Source organism: Bacillus sp. RC251, assembly GCF_044908765.1.
Classification (GTDB): Bacteria; Bacillota; Bacilli; order Bacillales; family Bacillaceae_G; genus Bacillus_A; species Bacillus_A wiedmannii.
The window spans coordinates 64,651-84,545 of the sequence record NZ_JBIYDP010000009.1; the positions used below are offsets into that span (position 1 = coordinate 64,651).

Genomic DNA, 19,895 nt, shown 5'->3' on the forward strand with positions numbered 1-19,895 from the left:
CCTCGTATTAGGACTCTAGAAAGTCTTATAAATAGTATCCAACTTTATTGACTAATGCTTTCATTTTCTCTAAATCAGTAATCTTCCCATTCTTACATCTCAAAAACGCATCGTGGGCTAAAGCTTCATATGTTAAGAACTTACATTTTCGTATCTCTTCACCAATTTTAATCTTACCTTCATCTAGATAAAAACTATTGTTAAAGAATGTTTTTTCGTCTAAAATCATTAGTCATTTTATTTTCTTCTCATTAAAAATATATGTGTTATAGAGGTATAACTCTCTCCCTCCTTGATCGGACTCTTACTTACGTTTATTCTTGAGTAAACTATAATTAATTGCTCTAGCCAGAAAAGTTTAGATAAATTAAGAAACAACATACAGTTCCATTTTCGTGGCAATTCGTATGACACTTCTTATAATACAGCTACACTCATACTATTTTTCATCAAATTTTTATCAATAAAGAACTCCCCCTACAGGTAGTTCTTTATTGATTATTTTTCTACGATTAATAAAATAGATTTTTTTATATTTTTATAGAAACTTATATAATATACCTTCTTTATTCATCTTTAAATTAACTTTCTTTTCAACAGAAAGTTTATTTAGCGCCCTTCTTACCGTAGCTAGAGAAAATTCTACCTTCTCACTCTCTTGAATGGACGCTCTAACATCATAAATACTTAACCATTCATTACTATTCTTTAATAATTCATATATACTTTCTGAAAGGTTTACTATTCTAATATCACTACCACCCACATATATACCTGATAACTCTCTATTTTTTTCCGTATATCCCCCCCCATTCAATTGCTTACTAATATTACTTGCCACATATGGAACGGCATCTTCAAAGACCTGTTGAATATCTTGTTTTGATATATTTTGATTTTTATCGTTAAAAGCTACTGTTAATTTTTCAATAACTGGTATAAAATTATCCTCTATTGTTTTTTCTATATCCATAGAATCCAATTTATTTACCTTTTGATCTACCTGATCAATCTTATTTTCCATTGTTCTCAATGTGTCTTGCATTTGCTGATTTAATCTTTGTGAGTCACTATCTTGTTTAAGAGCAATGTAAATAGCTACTAGCCCTAAAGCAATTGAAACCGCACTTGACATAATAGAAAAATTTGCTTCTATCCCCTTATAATCAGCAAACCACAATGAAAGTATAAGAATAATAATACCTATTAAGATGCTCATTAGCCATTTCCAATCTTTATCTGTCCAATTACTTTTTTGCTCAAAATTCTTTCTTTCTTCCACAAAACTCAACCTTTCTTGCTTTAAAAATGTTTATAAAATCTCTTAGAAACTATTTTTTCGCCTCTTCTATTTCATCAATACATAAATCCATTACTTCTTGTAATATTCTAACTCTAGTTTTATCGGTATAATTCATAATAAACCCAACTATTATAGTAATAAATAATATTAAAAATATAAAACCAGCTGTATAATAAAAACTCCCTAAAACTTCTCCTTCAAATTTAGGCATAACATAATTTCTTATTATCCATTTAATATTCCCAGTTGCTACTATACTAACAAAACCTGCAGAAAGCATGGCCAATAAAAATGTCTGAAAGGCTATTAACGTATTATCTTTTTCTACTACATTCAAATACGCTTTAAATTTTTTCATTTTTTGTTTATCTCTCTGAAAATATAAGTGTATCTGATGCTTAATATCCTCAATATTATTAATGATATTATTTGATGCCTTTGGGCTTCCAATTAACCTCTTGATATCTCCTTCTACATCTTGTATATAATTTGTCCAATTAAATAATGAAATTTTTTTCTTCTGTCTTCGCTTTTTAAAAAACATTCTGTTAACATTTATCATTAAATTCCGACTAAATCTCGCTATGATTATACAAAATATAAGTTTAATAAAAAGCATTATTATAACTGCTATGTACCAATCCATATGATCTAAATTTTCTCTTATGATTTTCATAAGACCATAAAATATTACAAGTCCGACAACTATATTAACTACAATTCTATACATATTTTTCATTCTAAAAAATTCTCACCTCCATAAAATTCCATGATTAAAATTTAACAAACAAATTATTTTATTTCAATATAAAAATAAAAAGAACTATCTATTCTTATAGATGGTTCACTCTTATTGATTATAAGAGTAATATTTCACACATAATACTTCTAATTCTCTTTCTTCTCCTTAATATCTGCACGTAAACCCAAACTAATATTCCCTATTTTTCTACAAATCCTAACTTCCCTGTCTCAATCTGCACACTCACACGCCACTTTAATATCCCTAGAATCCTCGACGTAGTAAAAGTTTCACTTCTAATCGATTTAATCTTTCAATACATTTGTATTTTTCGTGCATACTCTTCGCTATCTATTAAAGAAAACCTTTGATTAATAGAGCTCCAAAACTCATATCCACAATCCTACATCCACCTATAAACTTCTGCTGTTTATTAACTTTTCTTTGTATTATCTCAACTTTATATTGTTTTGTTGGAAAATATAGTTCTCCCACCACTTATCCCATAATTCCAACCTCTCCTTAGAAAATATTCCTGCAGTAAATTTACAAAAAAGAAGCCAACTATTTATATAGATGGCTTACTCTGATTGATTATAAGAATAATACTAGTAAAGTTATTGCATATTTTTTCAGCTCTCCCCACAATTCTCCACAAAAAAACATATATATTATTGAAGGTTCTACCAAATGTTTATCATTTTAACTTTTCATATGTGCGATAGATCTTCCCAGAATTTCAATTAATTATTTTTATTGATACAAGATATAAATCGTCAGTTTTAACTATATAGTTGAGAAGGAATGCTTATAAAAAGAAGGAGGATCATGATGAAATATCAAAAAATATTTCCCTCATTAAAAAAATTGCTTTTTATCTTTATCCTTTCTTTTAGTATGTTAATTTTCACAATCCCTGCCACTACCTTTGCACAATCCAATAGCAATGCAAATCCTGTTACAAATTACTATGTATCTCCAACAGGTAACGACCTCAATCCCGGTACATTAGATCAACCTTTCGCTACCATTCAAAAAGCTGCTAACGTCGCTAAAGAAGGAAGTACAATCTACATAAGAGGCGGAGTTTATAACCAAAAAGTTCGTGTCGCTCATTCTGGTGCCTCAGGAGCACCCATTACTTTTCAAAATTACCAAGATGAAAAAGTCACTCTAGATGGTTCCACTGTCAAGTTAGAGGATGATGGGTTATTTACAATAGAGGACAAAAATTATATTGAGGTAAAAGGATTAGAGTTTCGCAATTTAAAATCAACGAAAGTTAGCGAAACCCCTATTGGTATTTATATTACTGGAACAGGAAGTAATATCGAGATTAGAAATAATTATATCCATCACATTGAAGCAAATGTAAAGGATGGGAATGCACACGGCATTGCTGTATACGGTACTTCATCTAGTGCACAAAATAATCTAAATCATATTGTCATCGATAATAACGAAGTAACAAATTTGAAATTAGGATTGAGTGAAGCCATTGCTGTGAATGGGAATGTAGATTCCTTTGAAGTTACCAATAACAAAGTACATGATAACAACAACATCGGAATTGTTCTGATTGGACATGAAGGAGTATCTCCAGTTGCTGCTTTAGATCAAGCACGGAATGGAGTTGTTCGTAATAACATTGTTCATCACAATTCATCTATCAATAATACGAGTTATAATGAATATTCAGCTGATGGTATATACGTGGATGGTGGAAAGGAAATTATCATTGAGCAAAATCAAAGCTATGAAAACGATCTTGGTATTGAGGTTGCTAGCGAACATGCAGGAAAAAGTGCAAGCCAAATTACTGTTAGGGACAATACGATATCCAATAATATAATGAGTGGCATTGCGATTGGTGGATATGACAGTCAGCAAGGATATGCTGAAAATAACACGTTTACGAACAATGTAATTTATAAAAATGATACAAAAGATCAAGAGAGTGGCCAAATAGAATTAAATTATGATACCCGCAACAATGTAATTACCAATAACCAAATCTATGCAAGTAATAGTCGTATCTTTATTAGCAATAATTTTAGTAAAAACACAGGAAACAAGCTTGATTACAATCAATACTATGGTGAGTTCAATCAAAATAATGGCTTATGGCAATGGAAAAGAAAAACGTATAAAGGATTTTCACCTTATCAAGTAAGTATGAATCAAGAAGGAAATGAACAACATAGTGTATTTAGCAAATTACCCCCTTCTTTCAAAATAATTCAAAAATAAAACAAATCTACTAGAAATTTTCTATTCCCATCCCGTACCTCTCCCGTGTAAGAGTTATACAAAAAATAAAAAGTTGTAGTTTCATTGAAACTACAACTTTTTATTTTCCAAACTCATTTCAATTAAATTATAACAAGGTACTATTAGTGATGATCTCCATCTGCAAATCTTGTAAACTCCGTATTATGTTGTTTTTCTACAAATGTTTGTACGCCCAAAGTTAAAGTTAATACCGTAATCATTCCCATTAAAATAGTCATTGTTTTCTTCATTTCAAGGCCTCCTTATCAACTGCTTTTTTTCTCGCCTGTGTACTTAAATAAAAATACTTACTAGCATTAGAGTGATTTTCTTCTTGATAAAACTTAATCGCTAACTCTTCCATAGACTCTTGCATATACATGTATAACTCTTCTCTCTCAAAATACTTAACTCCTTCTAATACTACTTTTTCAAGCTTTTCAGCAGTAGCATCTCTATTCAGTGCTTCTAAAATCATAAAACGATGCTGATATTCCTCAAGTTTCAATTCATTACAGATTTCCAACCCTTTTTTTATAAGGTCTCTTGCTATTTCATGTTCCTTAAGTTTATAATGCTCCTTTGCTTTAATAAGGATAGCTTTATAATGTTTAGGCTTCTTCTCAACCACTTCAGAAAGATAACGAATTGCTAATTCAGAAAGATTTTGACTTGCATATAATAAACCAAAGTTGTGTCTAGCCATTAAAATATAATAGTCTTCATCGATTTTTTGAAATTGATTCATTGCGGCTGCAAAGTGTTCTTCAGCTAGTCCCCACTCCTTTAAATGGGTACAAGCCAAACCTAATAGATTTTCACAAAAAGCAATGTTTGTTTCACATCCATTAAATTTACGGTAAATCTCTTGTGCCTTACTTACATACTTAATCGCTAAAAGTCCTTGAAATATATCATAATAAAACGAACCTAATTTGTAATAGAATTCAGCCTTTTCCAATTCATCAGATATATTCTCCAAAAAAACTTTTGCCTTATCAAAATATTCGCTCGCTTCATTATATTTACCTGTTACACTCCTATGAATAGCTTTAAAAAAATAATAATAATAAGATAAAAGCTCATCCTCTGGCATTTCAAAAAACTCTATCTTTTCAAAGCTTTGTTCAGATAAGCTTACATTATCCACTAAAAAACTATATCGAAACTCGAGGAGAGAATAATATAATAATAACTTCTTAGCTTCTAATGAATCCCATTCATCCTCTTTTAATTCCTGGATCAGGCTATCAATTTGTTCTTTCATACGGTGTGCTTTAGAAATGTTTCTTGAACGAATTTCAACATACCAATTATTCAATAACTTTGTAACTTGTTCGCTACCCATAATTACAGACATATAAATCCCCCTCACCCATGTTATGTATATCTATTCAATTCTACCAGAATATTCCGTCTATATGGATGCTACCTTCAATTCTGACGTTTCTAAATAAAAGATTGATTATTCTGAATGTATTTTTAGCAAAATTAGAATAAATAATCCACGATTTAGGACCTCATTGCTAATTTATTTACATATTTACTATCTATTGCTCGATATCCAAGTAAAAATACTCCAATAGCAGCAGAGTTAAATTTTATTTCAAGTCAATTACCATTGAAAGACCGATTTGCTTTTGCTGGTGGAGATGGTTTAAAATCTAGATTTGATACACCAGATTTTAAACAAGTTGAAGAAAAACTCTCTACCTATCAATTTGCTAATGGTGCAAGAATTAATGACGGGAATGTCCCCTATAGCTTTGATTCATCACCTATGGAGCACCTTTTTCATGGAGAACTAAGACAAAAATGGTGGGGATTAAAAGCTGTTGGATATCACCATGAAAGTATGATGGGTGGAGGAGAGATAGTTAGAATTACCCATGCACCAAATTCTGTGGGAGTATATAAAGCAAAAGTAAAAGTAGACGGTGAAGCAAAAACTGCGCTTTCTTCATTTTTCCCTAGGGATTGGGATAGAGTACAGGTACTTGATTCTATCAAAGAAGCATTCAATAATAAGGTTCAAGTCGATACAGTTAGATATGTAGGACAAACATCTCACGGATTTAAAGTAGAAATGATTATAAAAAATAATGAGATAATAACCGCATATCCTGTCTATACTAGGAGGTAAAATATGAAATATAGATACGAATTTTATCGTGATGAACTTGGCGGTTTGAGAATACGTTTACCAAAGGAGATTTCTATAATTTCTCATTTTTTAGAAGATATTTTAGATGATGAAGCAGATGAGTATATACAGATTTTGGATAGTGTAGTTGACCAAACAGTTCCGCAATATGAAATAGAAGGGAACGTAGCAGCAGTCTACATTGAACCTAATTATACCAGTGCTATTAACTTCTTTATGAGTGACCCAAATAACCAATGTAAAATTGAGACCTCTGAATTTAGAAAACTACTTGTATTGTGGAGAGATAAAGTGGTAGCAGAGGGGAAAGATATAGAAGTATAAAAGAAAACCGCCTGAATAATGTGCACCCCAATTGTTAGACACGAACAACAATTGGAGGTGTACTTTTTTATGGCTAAATTCTCACCAGAAGAAAAAGTAAAGGCAGTAAAAAAATATTTAGATGGCAGTGACGGAGTGAAAAGACTTGCGAGATCCATAAAGGTTCATCCGAGTGTACTCCAATAGTGGATTAAACAATATAAAGCCGTAGGGGAAAAAGCTTTTGAAAAACGCTATACAAGATATTCCCTTCAATATAAACTGGATGTATTTAATTATAATGGTACAAAAGATCAAGAGAGTGGCCAAATAGAATTAAATTATGATACCCGTAATAATGTAATTACCAATAACCAAATCTATGCAAGTAATAGTCGTATCTTTATTAGCAATAATTTTAGTAAAAACACAGGAAACAAACTTAATTACAATCAATACTATGGTGAATTCATTCAAAATAATGGCTTATGGCAATGGAAAAGAAAAACGTATAAAGGATTTTCACCTTATTAAGTAAGTATGAATCAAGAAGGAAATGAACAACAAAGTGTATTCAGCAAATTATCCCCTTCGTTCAAACTAATTTTAAAATAAAACAAATCTACTAAATCAGCTTTATCTTAGCTCATTCCCCTTCCCTCTCCTATAAAAGTGAAAGAAAAATGAAAAGTCGTAAAGACTCTGTATTGATGATTCTATAAGTAAAGAGGTGATCTATAATATTTAGTAAGCCGCGATTAATTTCTCTTAATATGAAGGGTTCACGCCCCTTGGGGAAGAAGTCTTGTTGGCTAAAATGATAAAAAGGCTCAAGGAAGTATCAAGATTGTAATTACCGATGATAGTAAAAGTAAATCTGAACAGATTGAAGCATCCACAACTAAAAGCTAACGAGGCAAAAGTAAACAACATATAGATTTAAATTATATTTCTCAACAAACAAAATTATTTAATGTGGTAAAATAATAATCGGATTGGCATCCAATACCATATTACGATGGTTCAAGTCGCAGGAAGGCACCTTAGGGTGTCTTTTCTTTTGTTTGAAACACATTCTGCCAAAATACCTGTATCTTTGTTGAATTACGACTCATATAATCCAACAAACTTCGTATATATAATTTGTTACCCTAAATAGGTTGACAATACGAACAGTTATAGGAGGATTTTGTGAATGATAAAAACAGCTTGTGTAAGTATGATTACTGGGATTCTTTTAATATGTTCAACAGGATGTGCCACTCAAACTGATTCTATTACAGCTAAAACTCAATCAATAGATAATAGCACTTATACAACAAAAGAGATCATAGACGCATTTCCTTTAGGGACACCCATAACTACCTACATTCGAAAAGAAGAAAAACTGAACGTAAAACAGCTCACCAGTATTACCCTTACAGATGGTGGCGTCGGTAGAGTTCTGGAAGCAACGGATGGTTTTATAGAAGACCACATATTAAAATAATATTCTTTACCTGCAACTAAATTATATATGTTATGGACCAAGAAATTAGCACCTATAATAATTCCGCCTAACATTGAACTAATTAAAATGCTCATTAAATAAAACTTGAACTTCTGGAACATTTCCCTTCTACCCCTTTTCTAAAATAAATTTCATTAAGGTTGTACTAGAAAATTTCACCATTTATTTTCCATATATTATTAAAAACATGTTTTAATTAAGGTTATTTTAAGGAAGGCATTATCTATTCAAATGTCCATTTTGGGGTTCCACCAATATGCCCATCAAGCTAATGAAACTAGTTGCCCCAAAACAAAAAAATGTACATTTTTTTGTTTTGGGTCCTTATAAAATTCTTAAGTTGATGGCCATACCCTCCAAGGTGCCATTTATTTCACTTATGCTTTGCTAAAAATTCTGTTATGCGACGATATACATATATTTCATTTTCTTTTTTTGAAAATCCATGTCCTTCATCGTCTAGTACTAGGTATTCTACATCTACTTCTTTTTCTTGCAGCGCTCGAAAAATTTGATCCGATTCTGTCTTTACAACTCGTGGATCATTTGCCCCCTGAATTATAAGGAGTGGTTTATTCATTTGATTTAAATATGTAATTGGTGAATCATTTATAAGCTTATCTTTATCATTCTTAATATCACCTATTAAATTAACTGCAAGCGGTTTCCAATTTTCAGGCATAGATTCGATAAAACTAAATAAATTGCTAGGCCCAAAAATATCAATAGCTGCACGGAAATACTCTGAATGACGCCCATAAAGCAATAAGGCCATATACCCTCCATAACTACCACCCATAACAAATAATTTATCAGGAGTTGATATACCCTGTTCAAATAACCATTCTATTCCTGCTACACAATCTAAGCGTGGGGCTTCTCCCCAATCACCTTCAATCATTTTTGTAAATGTTGAACCATATCTTGTACTTCCTCTAAAGTTTGGTGCAAAAATATTATATCCCTGCCTTAATAAATATTGAAATAATGCCCCGAAATCTTTCGTCTCAGCACTTTGTGGACCACCATGAGGCCAGAATATTGTATATCCATTTTGCACTTCTCCTTTCGCCCGGAATAATAATGCTTCTATGTTTAATCCATCAAAGGAGGCATATGTTATAACATCCGGTTCAACAAAAGAAGATTCAGATAAACCAATAACATAGTTTTTTGTTAATGCTGACCATTCTGTATCTCCATTTTTCCTGTAATAGATGTTTGCTGTTTTCGTCGCACTTTCACCTAATAGATATAAATTTTCAGATTTGGTAATTTCTATTTGACGTATCGTATCTACCGGAGAATTTAATAGAATTAATTCCTTTGTATCCCATACAAATTTATATAACCTATCTGTAACACCTTTCGACGAAACAATGTAGCCATTTTTTGTTTCAGTATGCCATTTTATATCGGTTATATCTTCCTTCTCTATTTTACAGATCGGTTTGAATTCCTGTTTATTTAAATCAAAAGAAGCTATATAAGAAAACTCTTCTTCATAATTCGTAACAAAAATCACTGTATTTTCATCAATATAACAAATGGACTCTATGGTATGTTCTTTCTCACTGGAAGGTACTATACAAATGAGTTCTTCTCCCTTTTTCACATATCCTACATTATATGTATTACTATATGACTTTAAAACAATGTAACTTGATTCATTCGGACTCACTGCCCCCACATATGTAGGTGTCTCCACACCAGTTAACAGAAGCGTATCTTCTTTTGTACGTATATTATAACAACGTGAGTTGAAGAACCTTGGGTTATCTTTACTTGTGACATAGTATAATCGTTCCCCATCCTCTGTTAAATGCACATAATAATCCTTTTCTGTCTCTCCTGCTGGAATCAATTCAAGCAATCCGCCACCCTCTGGTTTTAATGCATAAATATGATAATTTTCATCGCCATCTTTATCAAATCCAGCTAAAATAAATCTATTTAAAGAATCCACTTTAATAAAATTACTTGCTTGATTACAATATGTTAACGGATACGGGGATAAGTTTGGTAAATCCATCGCCCATAAATTAGAATGCCCATTTAAGTTTGTACTAAAAATTAACCTTCCTTCATCTTCACTGACTGTAAACTTACCCATACTATATGATCTAAAAAATTGTTCGGCATCTTCTCTAGGAAATTGAATCATCTTTCTTCCTCCATTCTATTTAATATCTAAAAATTCAGAACACCATATATATAAAGATTCTATATTTCCCTACTTATCCCTTTTTTGTTTTATTTAGATTTACTTCTACCTTCTAATTCCCTTATTAACATTACAAGTAGAGAGGTAAAAATTTCGTTCTGGAGGTACTTTAAAATCTTAGCTTGATAGCGATGTGGTAGGCCCCCTATTTTGAAAATCAACGCTTATAATCAAAAAGCGCATAAGTATTTATATTAGAAAGTGAGATATTTCACCATCAGATGGTACTAAAATATTGTCGGAAAGTCCTTTTTCATTGATGAATTTTTTTAATTCTTTTCTAGTTAGTAAGCAATGGTTGACAGCTTCCATATGAACAACGATAATAGTTGAATTTTGGGCTTCCATGTATGTTTGATAAATATCTTCTTTAGTCATAATTACAGGATTTCCTTGAAGAAATTGTGCCCCTCCTCCATTTACAACAATTACTTCCGGATTATGGGTTTTAAGTACATTTTGAACGTCGGTACACCATATTGTATCTCCTGCTATATAGAGTGTTTTTTCATTTGGGTGCTTAAATACAACACCTGAAACTTCCCCCATAAGATGTCCTATGTCTCCCGTACCGTGTTTACCATCAGTTTTAGTTAGGGTAATGCTCCCCATATTAATAGCATTAGTTAATGCTTCAACGTTCTGAAAACCTTCTTTTTTAATTGCTTCAACGTCTTTTTCATTTTGTGCATAGATTTTTATATCTTTAGGTAAAACCTCTTTTGCAATCTGGTCAAAATGATCAGGATGTAAGTGTGTAATGATAACAGCATCCACCTGAATAATTTCTTCTATAGAGGTTGGTAAGTTAACCAGAGGATTTAGCATATGTTGATTTGGTGTATTAGGAAACGGTGGAATCGATCCTTTTTCAGCTAAAAAAGGATCGATTAGAAACTTCTTATCACCATAATGTAAAACTAGCGTTGCATTTCGTATGAGTCTGATATCCATGAGGTACTCCCCCTTTTGCTATATTTAGTCATAGTATAAAATAAGAAGTAAATAATTTTACATAGGCAAAATCAAGTGTTTATATGGTTTGACTTGAAATATGAAAGGATTTGAAAAGATGTTAGATGATACAGATAAAAAAATATTAAGAGAGTTATCGAAGAATGGTCGTATATCGATGAAAGAATTAGGAAAAAAAGTTCATTTAACAGGACAAGCAACGTCTTCTAGGGTAATAAAGTTGGAAGAGAACGGAGTCATAGAAGGTTATACGATTAAATTAAATAAACAAAAATCAGGATATCCTGTACATACATTTATAAATATATATACAAAAGACGTTCAACATCAGCCCTTTTTATCTTTTATTAAAACACACCATGAATATATTATAAATAACTTTAAAATTAGTGGTGAAGGTTGTTATCTTCTAGAATGTAAGTTTTCTTCTAATGAAGTTCTAGATGGATTTTTAACCAAACTAAACCAACATGCTAATTATAAATTATCCATAGTGATTAATTAATATTGACCCTATAAATATTTGATTATTTTTATATTTAAGTTATCAGATTATATTAGCCGGTATAAGTAAAGTTACGTGAGAATAAGTACAAGGTTGTCTCGTAAAAAAGAAACATAAACCTGCAAAAATGAGAGGTTATGTTTCTTCTTTGATATAGTGTGTAAGATATACAAGATAAGAGTATATTTAGTACAAATAGTCATTGATGTGTACTACCTTTTCCTCATTTGGCATTAGAAATTGAAATGGAAGAGAATAGATTGGGAATGTTATTCTCAAAAGCTAATGTAAAAGAAGGGATTAGTTCATCTATTCTTTCTTGCTGTGATCTCTTATCTACTTCTCCAAGTTCGTTCAAAAGTTCATTCCCTTCCGAAGACTCATCTCCAGTGATTAACATGTTTAACATATCTGAGTTAATGACTTCATAAGGGGAATAAACTAATCCATTCATCATTATATATTTTTGAAGCATGGATGAATTACCCTCATTTGCTTGCTTTAAAGCTTGTTTAAGATATAAATCAAAATATTTCTGTGCAAATTTCACACCTTTTAGCGGGACTGCCCCTACATGTTCAACACCTTCCCAACGTAAATCCGCAATTGAACTCAGCCACCATGCCGGCTCAATAGCCTGTTGCATACGTTGCAGCACTTTGCGTTCGAATCCAGGTTTATGAGTAGAATGTTCTTTTAAACATGTATCTAACATTTCAGCTTCAATGGCGGCTACGGTCATCCCTTGTCCATAAATGGGATCAAAATTACAAAAAGCATCACCTAACACTAATAATCCAGATGGCCAATTTTCCATTTGTTCAAATTGTTGACGAGTTGATTCATGCGCTCTAAATCCTCTTGGGACACTAATTGGATCTAACTCTTTGATTAACTCCCTCATCATAGGGGTAACTAATGAATCCAGTTCTTTTTCATATTCTTTTGAATTGGTTGGTGGATAGTGTGTACCTCCAGCAACAAATAGTAGCGCTTGGGCTATGTTATCTTCAATATATAATAGCCCTACAGCTCCAATGTTTTTAGCAGGATCTCCTTCAGAAATTGCACTCAATTTCTCTTTGATATGTGGAGGTACTTTATAATATCTCGTGCTATATCCAAAATTCACCTTTAAACGTTCTGGTTCTGGAACATCATATCCCATAGATGTAAGCCATTTATTGAGTTTAGATTGACGGCCACATGTATCAACTACCAAATCAGTTAAAACAGTTCTCTTTGTTTTTAATTCATCTCGTTCTTGAATATTGATTCCAATAACACGCTTGTGATCTGACGAAGTTAGAAGTCCTGTCACCACTTGCTTTGAATGAAAATGTACATTAGGAATTTCGTGTACACGTTGGCGGATTGTCCACTCTAACAACGCTCGACTGCTCGCTGCACCTTTTCGTTCTATAACTAGTTCTAGTGCCCCATAAGGAGAAAATCGAATCATTTTATCATTCTTGACATTATGGGCCCCTAGATTTAATAAATCATCAACATATCCAGGAAAGAAACGGTTCATAATTATTTCTCCGCGTGGTAATACACGATGAGGATGAAAGTCTTGGGGTGTACCTGGACGTTCAGATGGCTTTTGAGGTAACGCATCTTTTTCAACAACTATCACTGTCTCAAAATAACTAGAAAGCACACGTGCAGTAAGCAAGCCTGCAATACCAGCTCCAATTACTAGAGCCTTTTCTCTTTTTTGCTGTTGATATAGTAATTGATTATCCATCAATAATCTCTCCTCTTCCTAAAAAGTATATTTGTTCAGCATGTATCTATTAAAACTTTTCCAGAAATCAGAATAAACAAATGATGATTCTTCATTCAAATTATTAAAATGAAGTTGGTCCAAGTCAGAAAAAGTACACTTAAATAAGTATCCTTTTTCAACAAAATTCAGGTTCATATAACTTGTATAACTGTCCACCGCTTATAATTGCTTTTTTAATACTGCTTTTTCCCCCTTTAATTTTTTATAATTTGCACCTTAAATGTATCACTTTTGATATCCTTTTAAATATTTGGGATTTTTAGAAATATTTATTTGATTTTTAGTAATATTTCGATTCTATTTTATCAAATAGAAACTAGAGTCTTTGGGGAAAGTATGTAATAATGCATAATAATTCAATCAGATATTATGATATACTTTCAAAGAGCTGATACAAAATTTCTTTAGATTGGAAAACTAAAGTCTTATCTACCTAATTGTGGGGACGCCTTATGGCGTCTTTTCTTTTTTATTTTAAGAAAACCCCCAAGCATTCATATGCTTAAGGGTTTATCGATTGAAAGGTAGTGCCGTTTGGAATTCCTTAAATTAAGAACAAAGCGGGATTACTCCTAAACCAATTAATAAAGCTGCAGCAAACGCTGGAATTGGCGCAGGAATCTCGATACCTTCTACAACTAAAAAGTATTGTCCATTCACAACTTTAAAACAAACTAATTGCATGGCTAATCCTCCCTTCTGTTAGGATGAATATATTATATTAAATAATCTTATTATTGATATAATTAAATAGTCTTTTTTTTAAAAAATGTGTAATTTATCAAAATTCAGCGGAAACACATTAAATTATATTTCCCTTATTTTCAAAAAGACCTGCTCAATTCAAACGTAAAAACATAAGGTAAAGTGAACCCATTAAAATCCATGGAATGAACCCTAGTTGTATTCTCTTATCTAAAGGAGGAACTATAATTATGGGATATGGTGGTAGTTGCGGCGAAGGCTGTGGTTTTGCTGGAGGCTTTGCTTTACTCGTTGTACTCTTTATACTATTAATCATTATCGGATGCAGTTGTTTCTGCTAAAAATTATTGGAGAAGGCACCTTTGGGTGTCTTTTCTTTATGGAAAAATCCCTACACAAAGTGCAGGGATTTTCATGCTACGAATATATAAAACTGATTACTTAATATATAACGACGTGCGCCACGTATCTCTTGGATAATTTATTGAAGTCTTTTGATATTCAAAAGTCCCTTCTTGATGCTTTGATGCGTCCCATTTATATTCCCAACCTACAATAGGATTGCCACCAATTACTTGTGAACCAATACTTTTTACATCAAATCCATTCATTTTGGCAAAAGGAAACTGGCCATATCCTATTTCTTTTGTGTAAACATATAAGTAACTTCCCCCATGATCTTTAGTTGTACTAAAACTATTAGGAGTAATGTATTCAACTCCACCCAATTGTGATTCCACTTTTACTACACTTAAAGAAGTTAGAGGTGCTGCTGGTCCTGCTGATGCCTCCGATGCCATTCCTAACCCAACTACCGCTGCCACCGCTAATGATGATATCCCTAATGTAACTTTTTTAAACATATAAACATCCCCTTGTTTTATAATAAGTACAAGTTTGATATTAGCATAATTTTATTAGAATATTCCTTATTTTGAAAATGTTAACAATTTCTACTTTTTTTGATATGCAATTTAGCATATCGATTGACATACAGAATAATCCAGCCACTACTTTCAATATAAAAACTATTTTCAAATTTAATATTATTAACTCACTAAATTCTCGTCAAAAGACTGGTCGTCTATACAATAGTTTGGTAACATATAAGTATCTTTTAAGAAGGAACAGCTAATATAGATCGACTAAATAATGTAAAGAAAATGTTTTATTGCATAAAAAAAGGCTCCATTGCTGGAGCACTCAAAAAATAATATAAGTAAATGAATTAAAACAAATAACAGACAATTAAACTATATAGATAAAAAATATATAAATCTATATATATGCAATATTGCATATTAAAACAACTATTTATTGATGCTATAATAAGCTTACTCAATGATTGTTATATTTTTTTATGGTTTTTAAGTAATACAATACCTTCTTTACACCATTGTACAAGGAACAAAAGACATCTTAATCGATGTCTTCTTCTCTTATATGATAACAACACAATAAAATTAAGATGGTTCAAGTCGGAGGAAGGCACCTTAGGGTGTCTTTTCTTTATTTCTCAATATAAGAACTCTAAGAATATGCTATTATTTTAGTACAAATTCCCTTTTATGCATTGAGATAGTATTGCCCCAAAAAATCCCACCTATTTCCGTAGGTGGGCCTTATCTTTATTACACGATACCAAATTATACTCTCATTTTTTCGTGAACTTTATGCAATTATACATATTCTCAAAAAATACACCAAATAAATATTACATGTAGTAAAATATAAATTGTGGATACATTCTATAAAGCAGATTCTTTTGAAAGACGTAACGTATTGATCTTAAATCTCTTGATATTTAGTGAACTAACAATCTGGTGTATATAGACGATTCTGTTTTATAGGATGTGTTTACACGTATAACAAAGGGGTAATACGTGTATATTTATATAAAATTAAAGTAGTTCAAGTCGGAGGAAGGCACCTTAGGGTGTCTTTTCTTTATGGAAAAATCCCCACACATTGTGTAGGGATCTTGTTTTTCTTACCATTTAATTTTTGTTGGATTTAACTTGGAAATGTATCCACGTACTAATTGTTTTTCGTTGCTGTCATAGATACCGATATCACCAGAGAAATTTTCCTAATATTCCCCTAAATAGTCTTTTGATGGTGCTTTCAAATCTACATATAATCCCATTGTCCCGAAACTTGCCACCTGGCGCGCTGCTATGTCTCATACTTGTTGCGCTCTTTCTTTCGTTGTTCCCGCTGGAACGATAACAACAATTCGAGTTAGACTGTCTTTTTCTTCAATATGGACATCTAGCGCCTGTTCAGCCACCTTTATTCCATCCTTTGCTGTTTGGATTCCTAATTGACTTGATTTCACATCTTTATTTCACGCTCCCTGGCCTTGTTCTGTCATCGATTGTTCCGCTTTTTCTTGTGCTTTCGCTTCATTTAACCCACTGCTTTTCGGTTGTTCAACTGGTGTTGACTCTGCTTTTGGTTCTTCTTTAACTGTTTCCTTTACTACATTTTCATGCTGTTTTGATTTATCCGTCGATTGCTGCACAGGTACTTCCTTATGTTCTTGCTGCTTTTCTTCCTGAAATGCTTTAACTTTTTCTTTTTGTTCCTCTTTCTTCGCATCTTGCTCTATTGTCTCTTCTTCAGTACCACACGCTGCTAATAATAAACTTGCTGCAATTGTTAAGCCTGCTAATTTAATTCTTTCATATGTATAAACGACCACAGATACAAATATTAACTTTGTATCCCATATCTGAATCATTCAAATGATAACTAATTAATATTCAAATTCTTTATATTTAAATATTAACTTTATAATCTATTTTCAATCAAAACAAATTAATTTCTTCTTAAAACGTGGAATCATTCTTTTAAATTGATAGTGATGGAGTAACACCGCATCGTTATCAACATAAGAGAAGGAAATACACCAAAAACAAAAAAACGATAAAAAAATAATAAAAAAGCTTATCATTAACTACTAAAGGATAAGCTTTTTTGTCTATATGTATTAAATTTTATTTGATCTCTTCCACGCTATTACTGTAATAAGATATTGAATACCAAATAGGAAAACGAAAAGTATAATGAATTTTGCTATTGCTGCTAACCATCCACCGAAATCTTCAGGGAAGTAATATTTGTATGTAGTAGCACCTATTGCGACAAAACAAAAAATAAAGGTATTACTCATTTTTTCTTTTAATTTTTCTTTTAATTGCTCTTTATTATTAATATCTGTTTCATAAACACCAGTTAGAATAGATTTAATAAAGAAGAAAATCATATAACAAATTATAATGGCTAGTGAAGCAATCCATTCTAGGAATGGGCGGTGTAGATATGCTCCCCTTATTACAACATCTATAAAAGCTAAAAGTAGGACAATAATTCCAGATTGCGCCCAAATTTTCATTTCTATTTGTTGAATCCTTTCATCTGAATGTGTACTGAGTGAAAACCATTTTTTTAGTTTTTCCATTTTAGAGTTCCTCCTAAAATAATTTATCATTTTAGCCAAGTAGACTCCTTCCTCAAGGAACGCGAAGTGAGTAGGTGGGAGATGAATTGGCTTTTAACCTAAACTCTTATCTATTGTTTTAGCTATACGAATACAAAATTTTAAAGAAGGGTTAAACTTATTACTTTCAATATGACTACTGGTTTTTCGCGTAGCGTTTACAATATCGGTAAACTCCAGTTGAATTAGAATTTTTTAACTCTTGCAATTTTCTCTTTACTTATAGACTTTAAATATGTCTCATTAGTAAATGATAACTTCATACCATAAATCTTATATTCTATATATTAAATTATTAATTACATAAATGCAATATATATTTTACATTAAGACGGATATATATTACCAATCTCTTTATTTTTGTATCTAAAACTATCCTACAAATATAAGAATAGAAATTTTTTCTGTAGACGCCTTTTTCTTTTAGTTATTTTCGTATCCCCAATGTAACAGCAAGGGATTTATGTATCCGAGTTTTGGTGTACTTTATATCAAATATGCATAATTACATAATTATTCTTTATATAACGATATTGAAATTTACAATTTTAACCTGTAAAATACAGGATGTTAAATAAATACCTAAGGGGTTGTTAATATGAAAAAATTTATGGGCATGTTAGCTATGTGTTTTGCACTTACACTAGCATTTTTACCAACTATTTCAAAGGCGGATTCTTCTCCACTACGAAGTGTTAGCATTAGTGCTGTAGGCGATAATAACAAAATGTATAGTGCAAGTTCTTACTTATCTATTCCTGTTCTTAAAGGCGATTATCTTTATGTGAAAGTTAGTGAAGTAGGTACACCGGATTCATATTCAGAAGCTTTAACTATTAATGGTGTTAGATATGCAGGAAGTTCTTTAGACGAAGTCAGTTCTTATACTGGTCCATTCGGATCTGAAAAAACATTTAGATTACGTATCAAAGATTCGTACATCTTCTCAAACACACCAAATTCAACAAACACTATAGCTTTTGAAGCTAGAGTTCCTTTCTCAATGCAAGTATTATCTAAAAGTATATCGGTTCATGTAGAATAATTTATATCATTATTATTAAATAAAAAATACATCCCTATAAGGATGTATTTTTTATTTAATTGAAGAAAAGACGATGCATACAATATCAAAATCTAATTAACATATCATTTGATTATCGGTAGCAAGATTAAAGATGACCCTACTCTCGGAAAGAAACCTTCTTTTTCTTTTAGTTATTTGCTTGTCCCGAATGTAACAGCGAGGAATTTATATATTCGAGTTTTGGTTTACTTTCATTTGAAATGCAAATACCAATACATTGCAACTTCATCGCTTTCTTCATGTATCCCTCTATATACTAAAAAATCCAACCCACCTATTACAAACCCACATTTTTCATAGAACCTACATGCTGCTACATTATTATTTTGTGTTTCAAGCATTATACCTGGCATATTGCTTTCTTTTGCCCACTGTGTTGCTTGCTCAATTAACCTCCTACCAACTCCAAGTGAACGATATTTTTTATCCACCTTTATATCTTCTATGTAAGCATAGTGATTCCAATTCTTTTTCAATACCATTACTCCTATAATTTGGTCCTGTAAAATTGCTATGTAAATTACTTGTTCAGGATTATTTATATAATCAGTGTATGCTAGTTCATCATCATATTGATCTTGTAAATAACTTTTCTCATAACTTGGAACGTCTTCTACTGTATATTCTATTTGCTTATTTACTTTTGAAAGAGAAAAAATCAACCGAGAATTTACTATAAAACTATCATCAATTTCCGGTAAATTGTCTAAATCATCTACTTCTAATTCTCTAATTAAAAGGTTCATCGTATTCTCCTTTACGTGGGACCTCCAATTCATATTATTCCCCCTAGTTCTTTCCATGTCCCTTAT

Annotated in this window: 17 protein-coding genes and 4 pseudogenes; 8 read left to right on the forward strand and 13 right to left on the reverse strand. The window is 31.6% G+C overall.

Annotated features, from left to right (window positions below):
• Nucleotides 1–538 precede the first annotated feature (538 nt).
• From ABH961_RS22155 to ABH961_RS22165, 3 genes and pseudogenes are all read right to left on the reverse strand, one after another.
• The gene (locus ABH961_RS22155) at nucleotides 539–1,282 is read right to left on the reverse strand and encodes a hypothetical protein (RefSeq protein ID WP_404520021.1); all 744 of its coding nucleotides are present in this window, start codon (nucleotides 1,280–1,282) and stop codon (nucleotides 539–541) included.
• Between the two features lie 49 nt (nucleotides 1,283–1,331).
• Nucleotides 1,332–2,042, reverse strand: coding sequence for a hypothetical protein (locus tag ABH961_RS22160; protein WP_404520023.1), 711 nt, complete (start codon nucleotides 2,040–2,042; stop codon nucleotides 1,332–1,334).
• A 316-nt stretch (nucleotides 2,043–2,358) separates the two neighbouring features.
• A pseudogene (locus tag ABH961_RS22165) lies at nucleotides 2,359–2,543 on the reverse strand (hypothetical protein).
• A gap of 333 nt (nucleotides 2,544–2,876) precedes the next feature.
• Here ABH961_RS22165 and ABH961_RS22170 point away from each other — a divergent pair.
• Nucleotides 2,877–4,295, forward strand: a complete 1,419-nt coding sequence (locus tag ABH961_RS22170) for a right-handed parallel beta-helix repeat-containing protein (RefSeq protein WP_404520025.1) — start codon at nucleotides 2,877–2,879, stop codon at nucleotides 4,293–4,295.
• A 143-nt stretch (nucleotides 4,296–4,438) separates the two neighbouring features.
• Here the strand turns inward: ABH961_RS22170 and ABH961_RS22175 are convergent, their stop codons facing one another.
• The gene (locus ABH961_RS22175) at nucleotides 4,439–4,567 is read right to left on the reverse strand and encodes a Phr family secreted Rap phosphatase inhibitor (RefSeq protein WP_200900946.1); all 129 of its coding nucleotides are present in this window, start codon (nucleotides 4,565–4,567) and stop codon (nucleotides 4,439–4,441) included.
• Nucleotides 4,564–5,676, reverse strand: a complete 1,113-nt coding sequence (locus tag ABH961_RS22180; RefSeq protein ID WP_404520026.1) for a response regulator aspartate phosphatase — start codon at nucleotides 5,674–5,676, stop codon at nucleotides 4,564–4,566. Before ABH961_RS22180 ends, ABH961_RS22175 begins: the two co-directional genes overlap by 4 nt.
• A gap of 261 nt (nucleotides 5,677–5,937) precedes the next feature.
• Here ABH961_RS22180 and ABH961_RS22185 point away from each other — a divergent pair, with 261 nt between their 5' ends.
• The 4 genes and pseudogenes from ABH961_RS22185 to ABH961_RS22200 form a co-directional block, all read left to right on the forward strand.
• Complete coding sequence (locus ABH961_RS22185; protein WP_404520027.1) at nucleotides 5,938–6,459, forward strand: EndoU domain-containing protein; 522 nt, start codon at nucleotides 5,938–5,940, stop codon at nucleotides 6,457–6,459.
• A gap of 3 nt (nucleotides 6,460–6,462) precedes the next feature.
• A complete protein-coding gene (locus ABH961_RS22190; RefSeq protein WP_404520028.1) occupies nucleotides 6,463–6,804 on the forward strand; it encodes a hypothetical protein in 342 nt (113 codons plus the stop codon).
• A gap of 69 nt (nucleotides 6,805–6,873) precedes the next feature.
• A pseudogene (locus ABH961_RS22195) lies at nucleotides 6,874–7,116 on the forward strand (transposase); the annotation flags it as partial.
• A gap of 862 nt (nucleotides 7,117–7,978) precedes the next feature.
• Nucleotides 7,979–8,251: pseudogene (locus ABH961_RS22200) on the forward strand (hypothetical protein); the annotation flags it as partial.
• A 415-nt stretch (nucleotides 8,252–8,666) separates the two neighbouring features.
• Here ABH961_RS22200 and ABH961_RS22205 read toward each other — a convergent pair.
• Nucleotides 8,667–10,457 (reverse strand): S9 family peptidase, encoded by a 1,791-nt coding sequence (locus ABH961_RS22205; protein WP_404520030.1) that lies wholly within the window; start codon nucleotides 10,455–10,457, stop codon nucleotides 8,667–8,669.
• A 249-nt stretch (nucleotides 10,458–10,706) separates the two neighbouring features.
• Nucleotides 10,707–11,471, reverse strand: a complete 765-nt coding sequence (locus ABH961_RS22210) for an MBL fold metallo-hydrolase (RefSeq protein ID WP_404520032.1) — start codon at nucleotides 11,469–11,471, stop codon at nucleotides 10,707–10,709.
• A 118-nt stretch (nucleotides 11,472–11,589) separates the two neighbouring features.
• Between ABH961_RS22210 and ABH961_RS22215 the strand changes: the two genes are divergently transcribed.
• Nucleotides 11,590–11,997 carry an Lrp/AsnC family transcriptional regulator gene (locus ABH961_RS22215; protein ID WP_098324251.1) on the forward strand — a complete coding sequence of 136 codons (408 nt, stop codon included), beginning with the start codon at nucleotides 11,590–11,592 and terminating at the stop codon, nucleotides 11,995–11,997.
• Between the two features lie 223 nt (nucleotides 11,998–12,220).
• Here ABH961_RS22215 and ABH961_RS22220 read toward each other — a convergent pair whose 3' ends face one another.
• Nucleotides 12,221–13,747 (reverse strand): FAD-dependent oxidoreductase, encoded by a 1,527-nt coding sequence (locus ABH961_RS22220; RefSeq protein ID WP_404520033.1) that lies wholly within the window; start codon nucleotides 13,745–13,747, stop codon nucleotides 12,221–12,223.
• A gap of 591 nt (nucleotides 13,748–14,338) precedes the next feature.
• Nucleotides 14,339–14,473 (reverse strand): hypothetical protein, encoded by a 135-nt coding sequence (locus tag ABH961_RS22225; RefSeq protein ID WP_001177696.1) that lies wholly within the window; start codon nucleotides 14,471–14,473, stop codon nucleotides 14,339–14,341.
• Nucleotides 14,474–14,724: 251 nt separating this feature from the next.
• Here ABH961_RS22225 and ABH961_RS22230 point away from each other — a divergent pair, with 251 nt between their 5' ends.
• Nucleotides 14,725–14,835 (forward strand): YjcZ family sporulation protein, encoded by a 111-nt coding sequence (locus tag ABH961_RS22230; protein WP_000540371.1) that lies wholly within the window; start codon nucleotides 14,725–14,727, stop codon nucleotides 14,833–14,835.
• A gap of 96 nt (nucleotides 14,836–14,931) precedes the next feature.
• Here the strand turns inward: ABH961_RS22230 and ABH961_RS22235 are convergent, their stop codons facing one another.
• From ABH961_RS22235 to ABH961_RS22245, 3 genes and pseudogenes are all read right to left on the reverse strand, one after another.
• Entirely contained in the window at nucleotides 14,932–15,357 is a 426-nt protein-coding gene (locus tag ABH961_RS22235; RefSeq protein ID WP_098344155.1) for a DUF4879 domain-containing protein, read from the reverse strand.
• 1,127 nt (nucleotides 15,358–16,484) lie between these two features.
• Nucleotides 16,485–17,237: pseudogene (locus ABH961_RS22240) on the reverse strand (DUF874 domain-containing protein).
• A gap of 249 nt (nucleotides 17,238–17,486) precedes the next feature.
• On the reverse strand, nucleotides 17,487–17,957 hold the full coding sequence (locus ABH961_RS22245; protein ID WP_141532714.1) for a DUF6773 family protein: 471 nt from the start codon (nucleotides 17,955–17,957) through the stop codon (nucleotides 17,487–17,489).
• Nucleotides 17,958–18,594: 637 nt separating this feature from the next.
• On the opposite strand from ABH961_RS22245, the gene ABH961_RS22250 reads away from it, so the two are divergent.
• Entirely contained in the window at nucleotides 18,595–19,041 is a 447-nt protein-coding gene (locus ABH961_RS22250; RefSeq protein WP_016136200.1) for a hypothetical protein, read from the forward strand.
• 233 nt (nucleotides 19,042–19,274) lie between these two features.
• Here the strand turns inward: ABH961_RS22250 and satA are convergent, their stop codons facing one another.
• Entirely contained in the window at nucleotides 19,275–19,829 is a 555-nt protein-coding gene (gene satA, locus ABH961_RS22255; protein WP_098344169.1) for a streptothricin N-acetyltransferase SatA, read from the reverse strand.
• Nucleotides 19,830–19,895: the final 66 nt, after the last annotated feature.

What these genes read in the sequence shown, in the direction of transcription:
- ABH961_RS22160 (WP_404520023.1), bottom strand. Translation starts at nt 2,042, where the DNA reads ATGAAAAATATGTATAGAATTGTAGTTAATATAGTTGTCGGACTTGTA.
- ABH961_RS22170 (WP_404520025.1), top strand. Translation starts at nt 2,877, where the DNA reads ATGAAATATCAAAAAATATTTCCCTCATTAAAAAAATTGCTTTTTATC.
- ABH961_RS22175 (WP_200900946.1), bottom strand. Translation starts at nt 4,567, where the DNA reads ATGAAGAAAACAATGACTATTTTAATGGGAATGATTACGGTATTAACT.
- ABH961_RS22180 (WP_404520026.1), bottom strand. Translation starts at nt 5,676, where the DNA reads ATGTCTGTAATTATGGGTAGCGAACAAGTTACAAAGTTATTGAATAAT.
- ABH961_RS22190 (WP_404520028.1), top strand. Translation starts at nt 6,463, where the DNA reads ATGAAATATAGATACGAATTTTATCGTGATGAACTTGGCGGTTTGAGA.
- ABH961_RS22205 (WP_404520030.1), bottom strand. Translation starts at nt 10,457, where the DNA reads ATGATTCAATTTCCTAGAGAAGATGCCGAACAATTTTTTAGATCATAT.
- ABH961_RS22210 (WP_404520032.1), bottom strand. Translation starts at nt 11,471, where the DNA reads ATGGATATCAGACTCATACGAAATGCAACGCTAGTTTTACATTATGGT.
- ABH961_RS22215 (WP_098324251.1), top strand. Translation starts at nt 11,590, where the DNA reads ATGTTAGATGATACAGATAAAAAAATATTAAGAGAGTTATCGAAGAAT.
- ABH961_RS22220 (WP_404520033.1), bottom strand. Translation starts at nt 13,747, where the DNA reads ATGGATAATCAATTACTATATCAACAGCAAAAAAGAGAAAAGGCTCTA.
- ABH961_RS22225 (WP_001177696.1), bottom strand. Translation starts at nt 14,473, where the DNA reads ATGCAATTAGTTTGTTTTAAAGTTGTGAATGGACAATACTTTTTAGTT.
- ABH961_RS22230 (WP_000540371.1), top strand. Translation starts at nt 14,725, where the DNA reads ATGGGATATGGTGGTAGTTGCGGCGAAGGCTGTGGTTTTGCTGGAGGC.
- ABH961_RS22235 (WP_098344155.1), bottom strand. Translation starts at nt 15,357, where the DNA reads ATGTTTAAAAAAGTTACATTAGGGATATCATCATTAGCGGTGGCAGCG.
- ABH961_RS22245 (WP_141532714.1), bottom strand. Translation starts at nt 17,957, where the DNA reads ATGGAAAAACTAAAAAAATGGTTTTCACTCAGTACACATTCAGATGAA.
- ABH961_RS22250 (WP_016136200.1), top strand. Translation starts at nt 18,595, where the DNA reads ATGAAAAAATTTATGGGCATGTTAGCTATGTGTTTTGCACTTACACTA.
- satA (WP_098344169.1), bottom strand. Translation starts at nt 19,829, where the DNA reads ATGAACCTTTTAATTAGAGAATTAGAAGTAGATGATTTAGACAATTTA.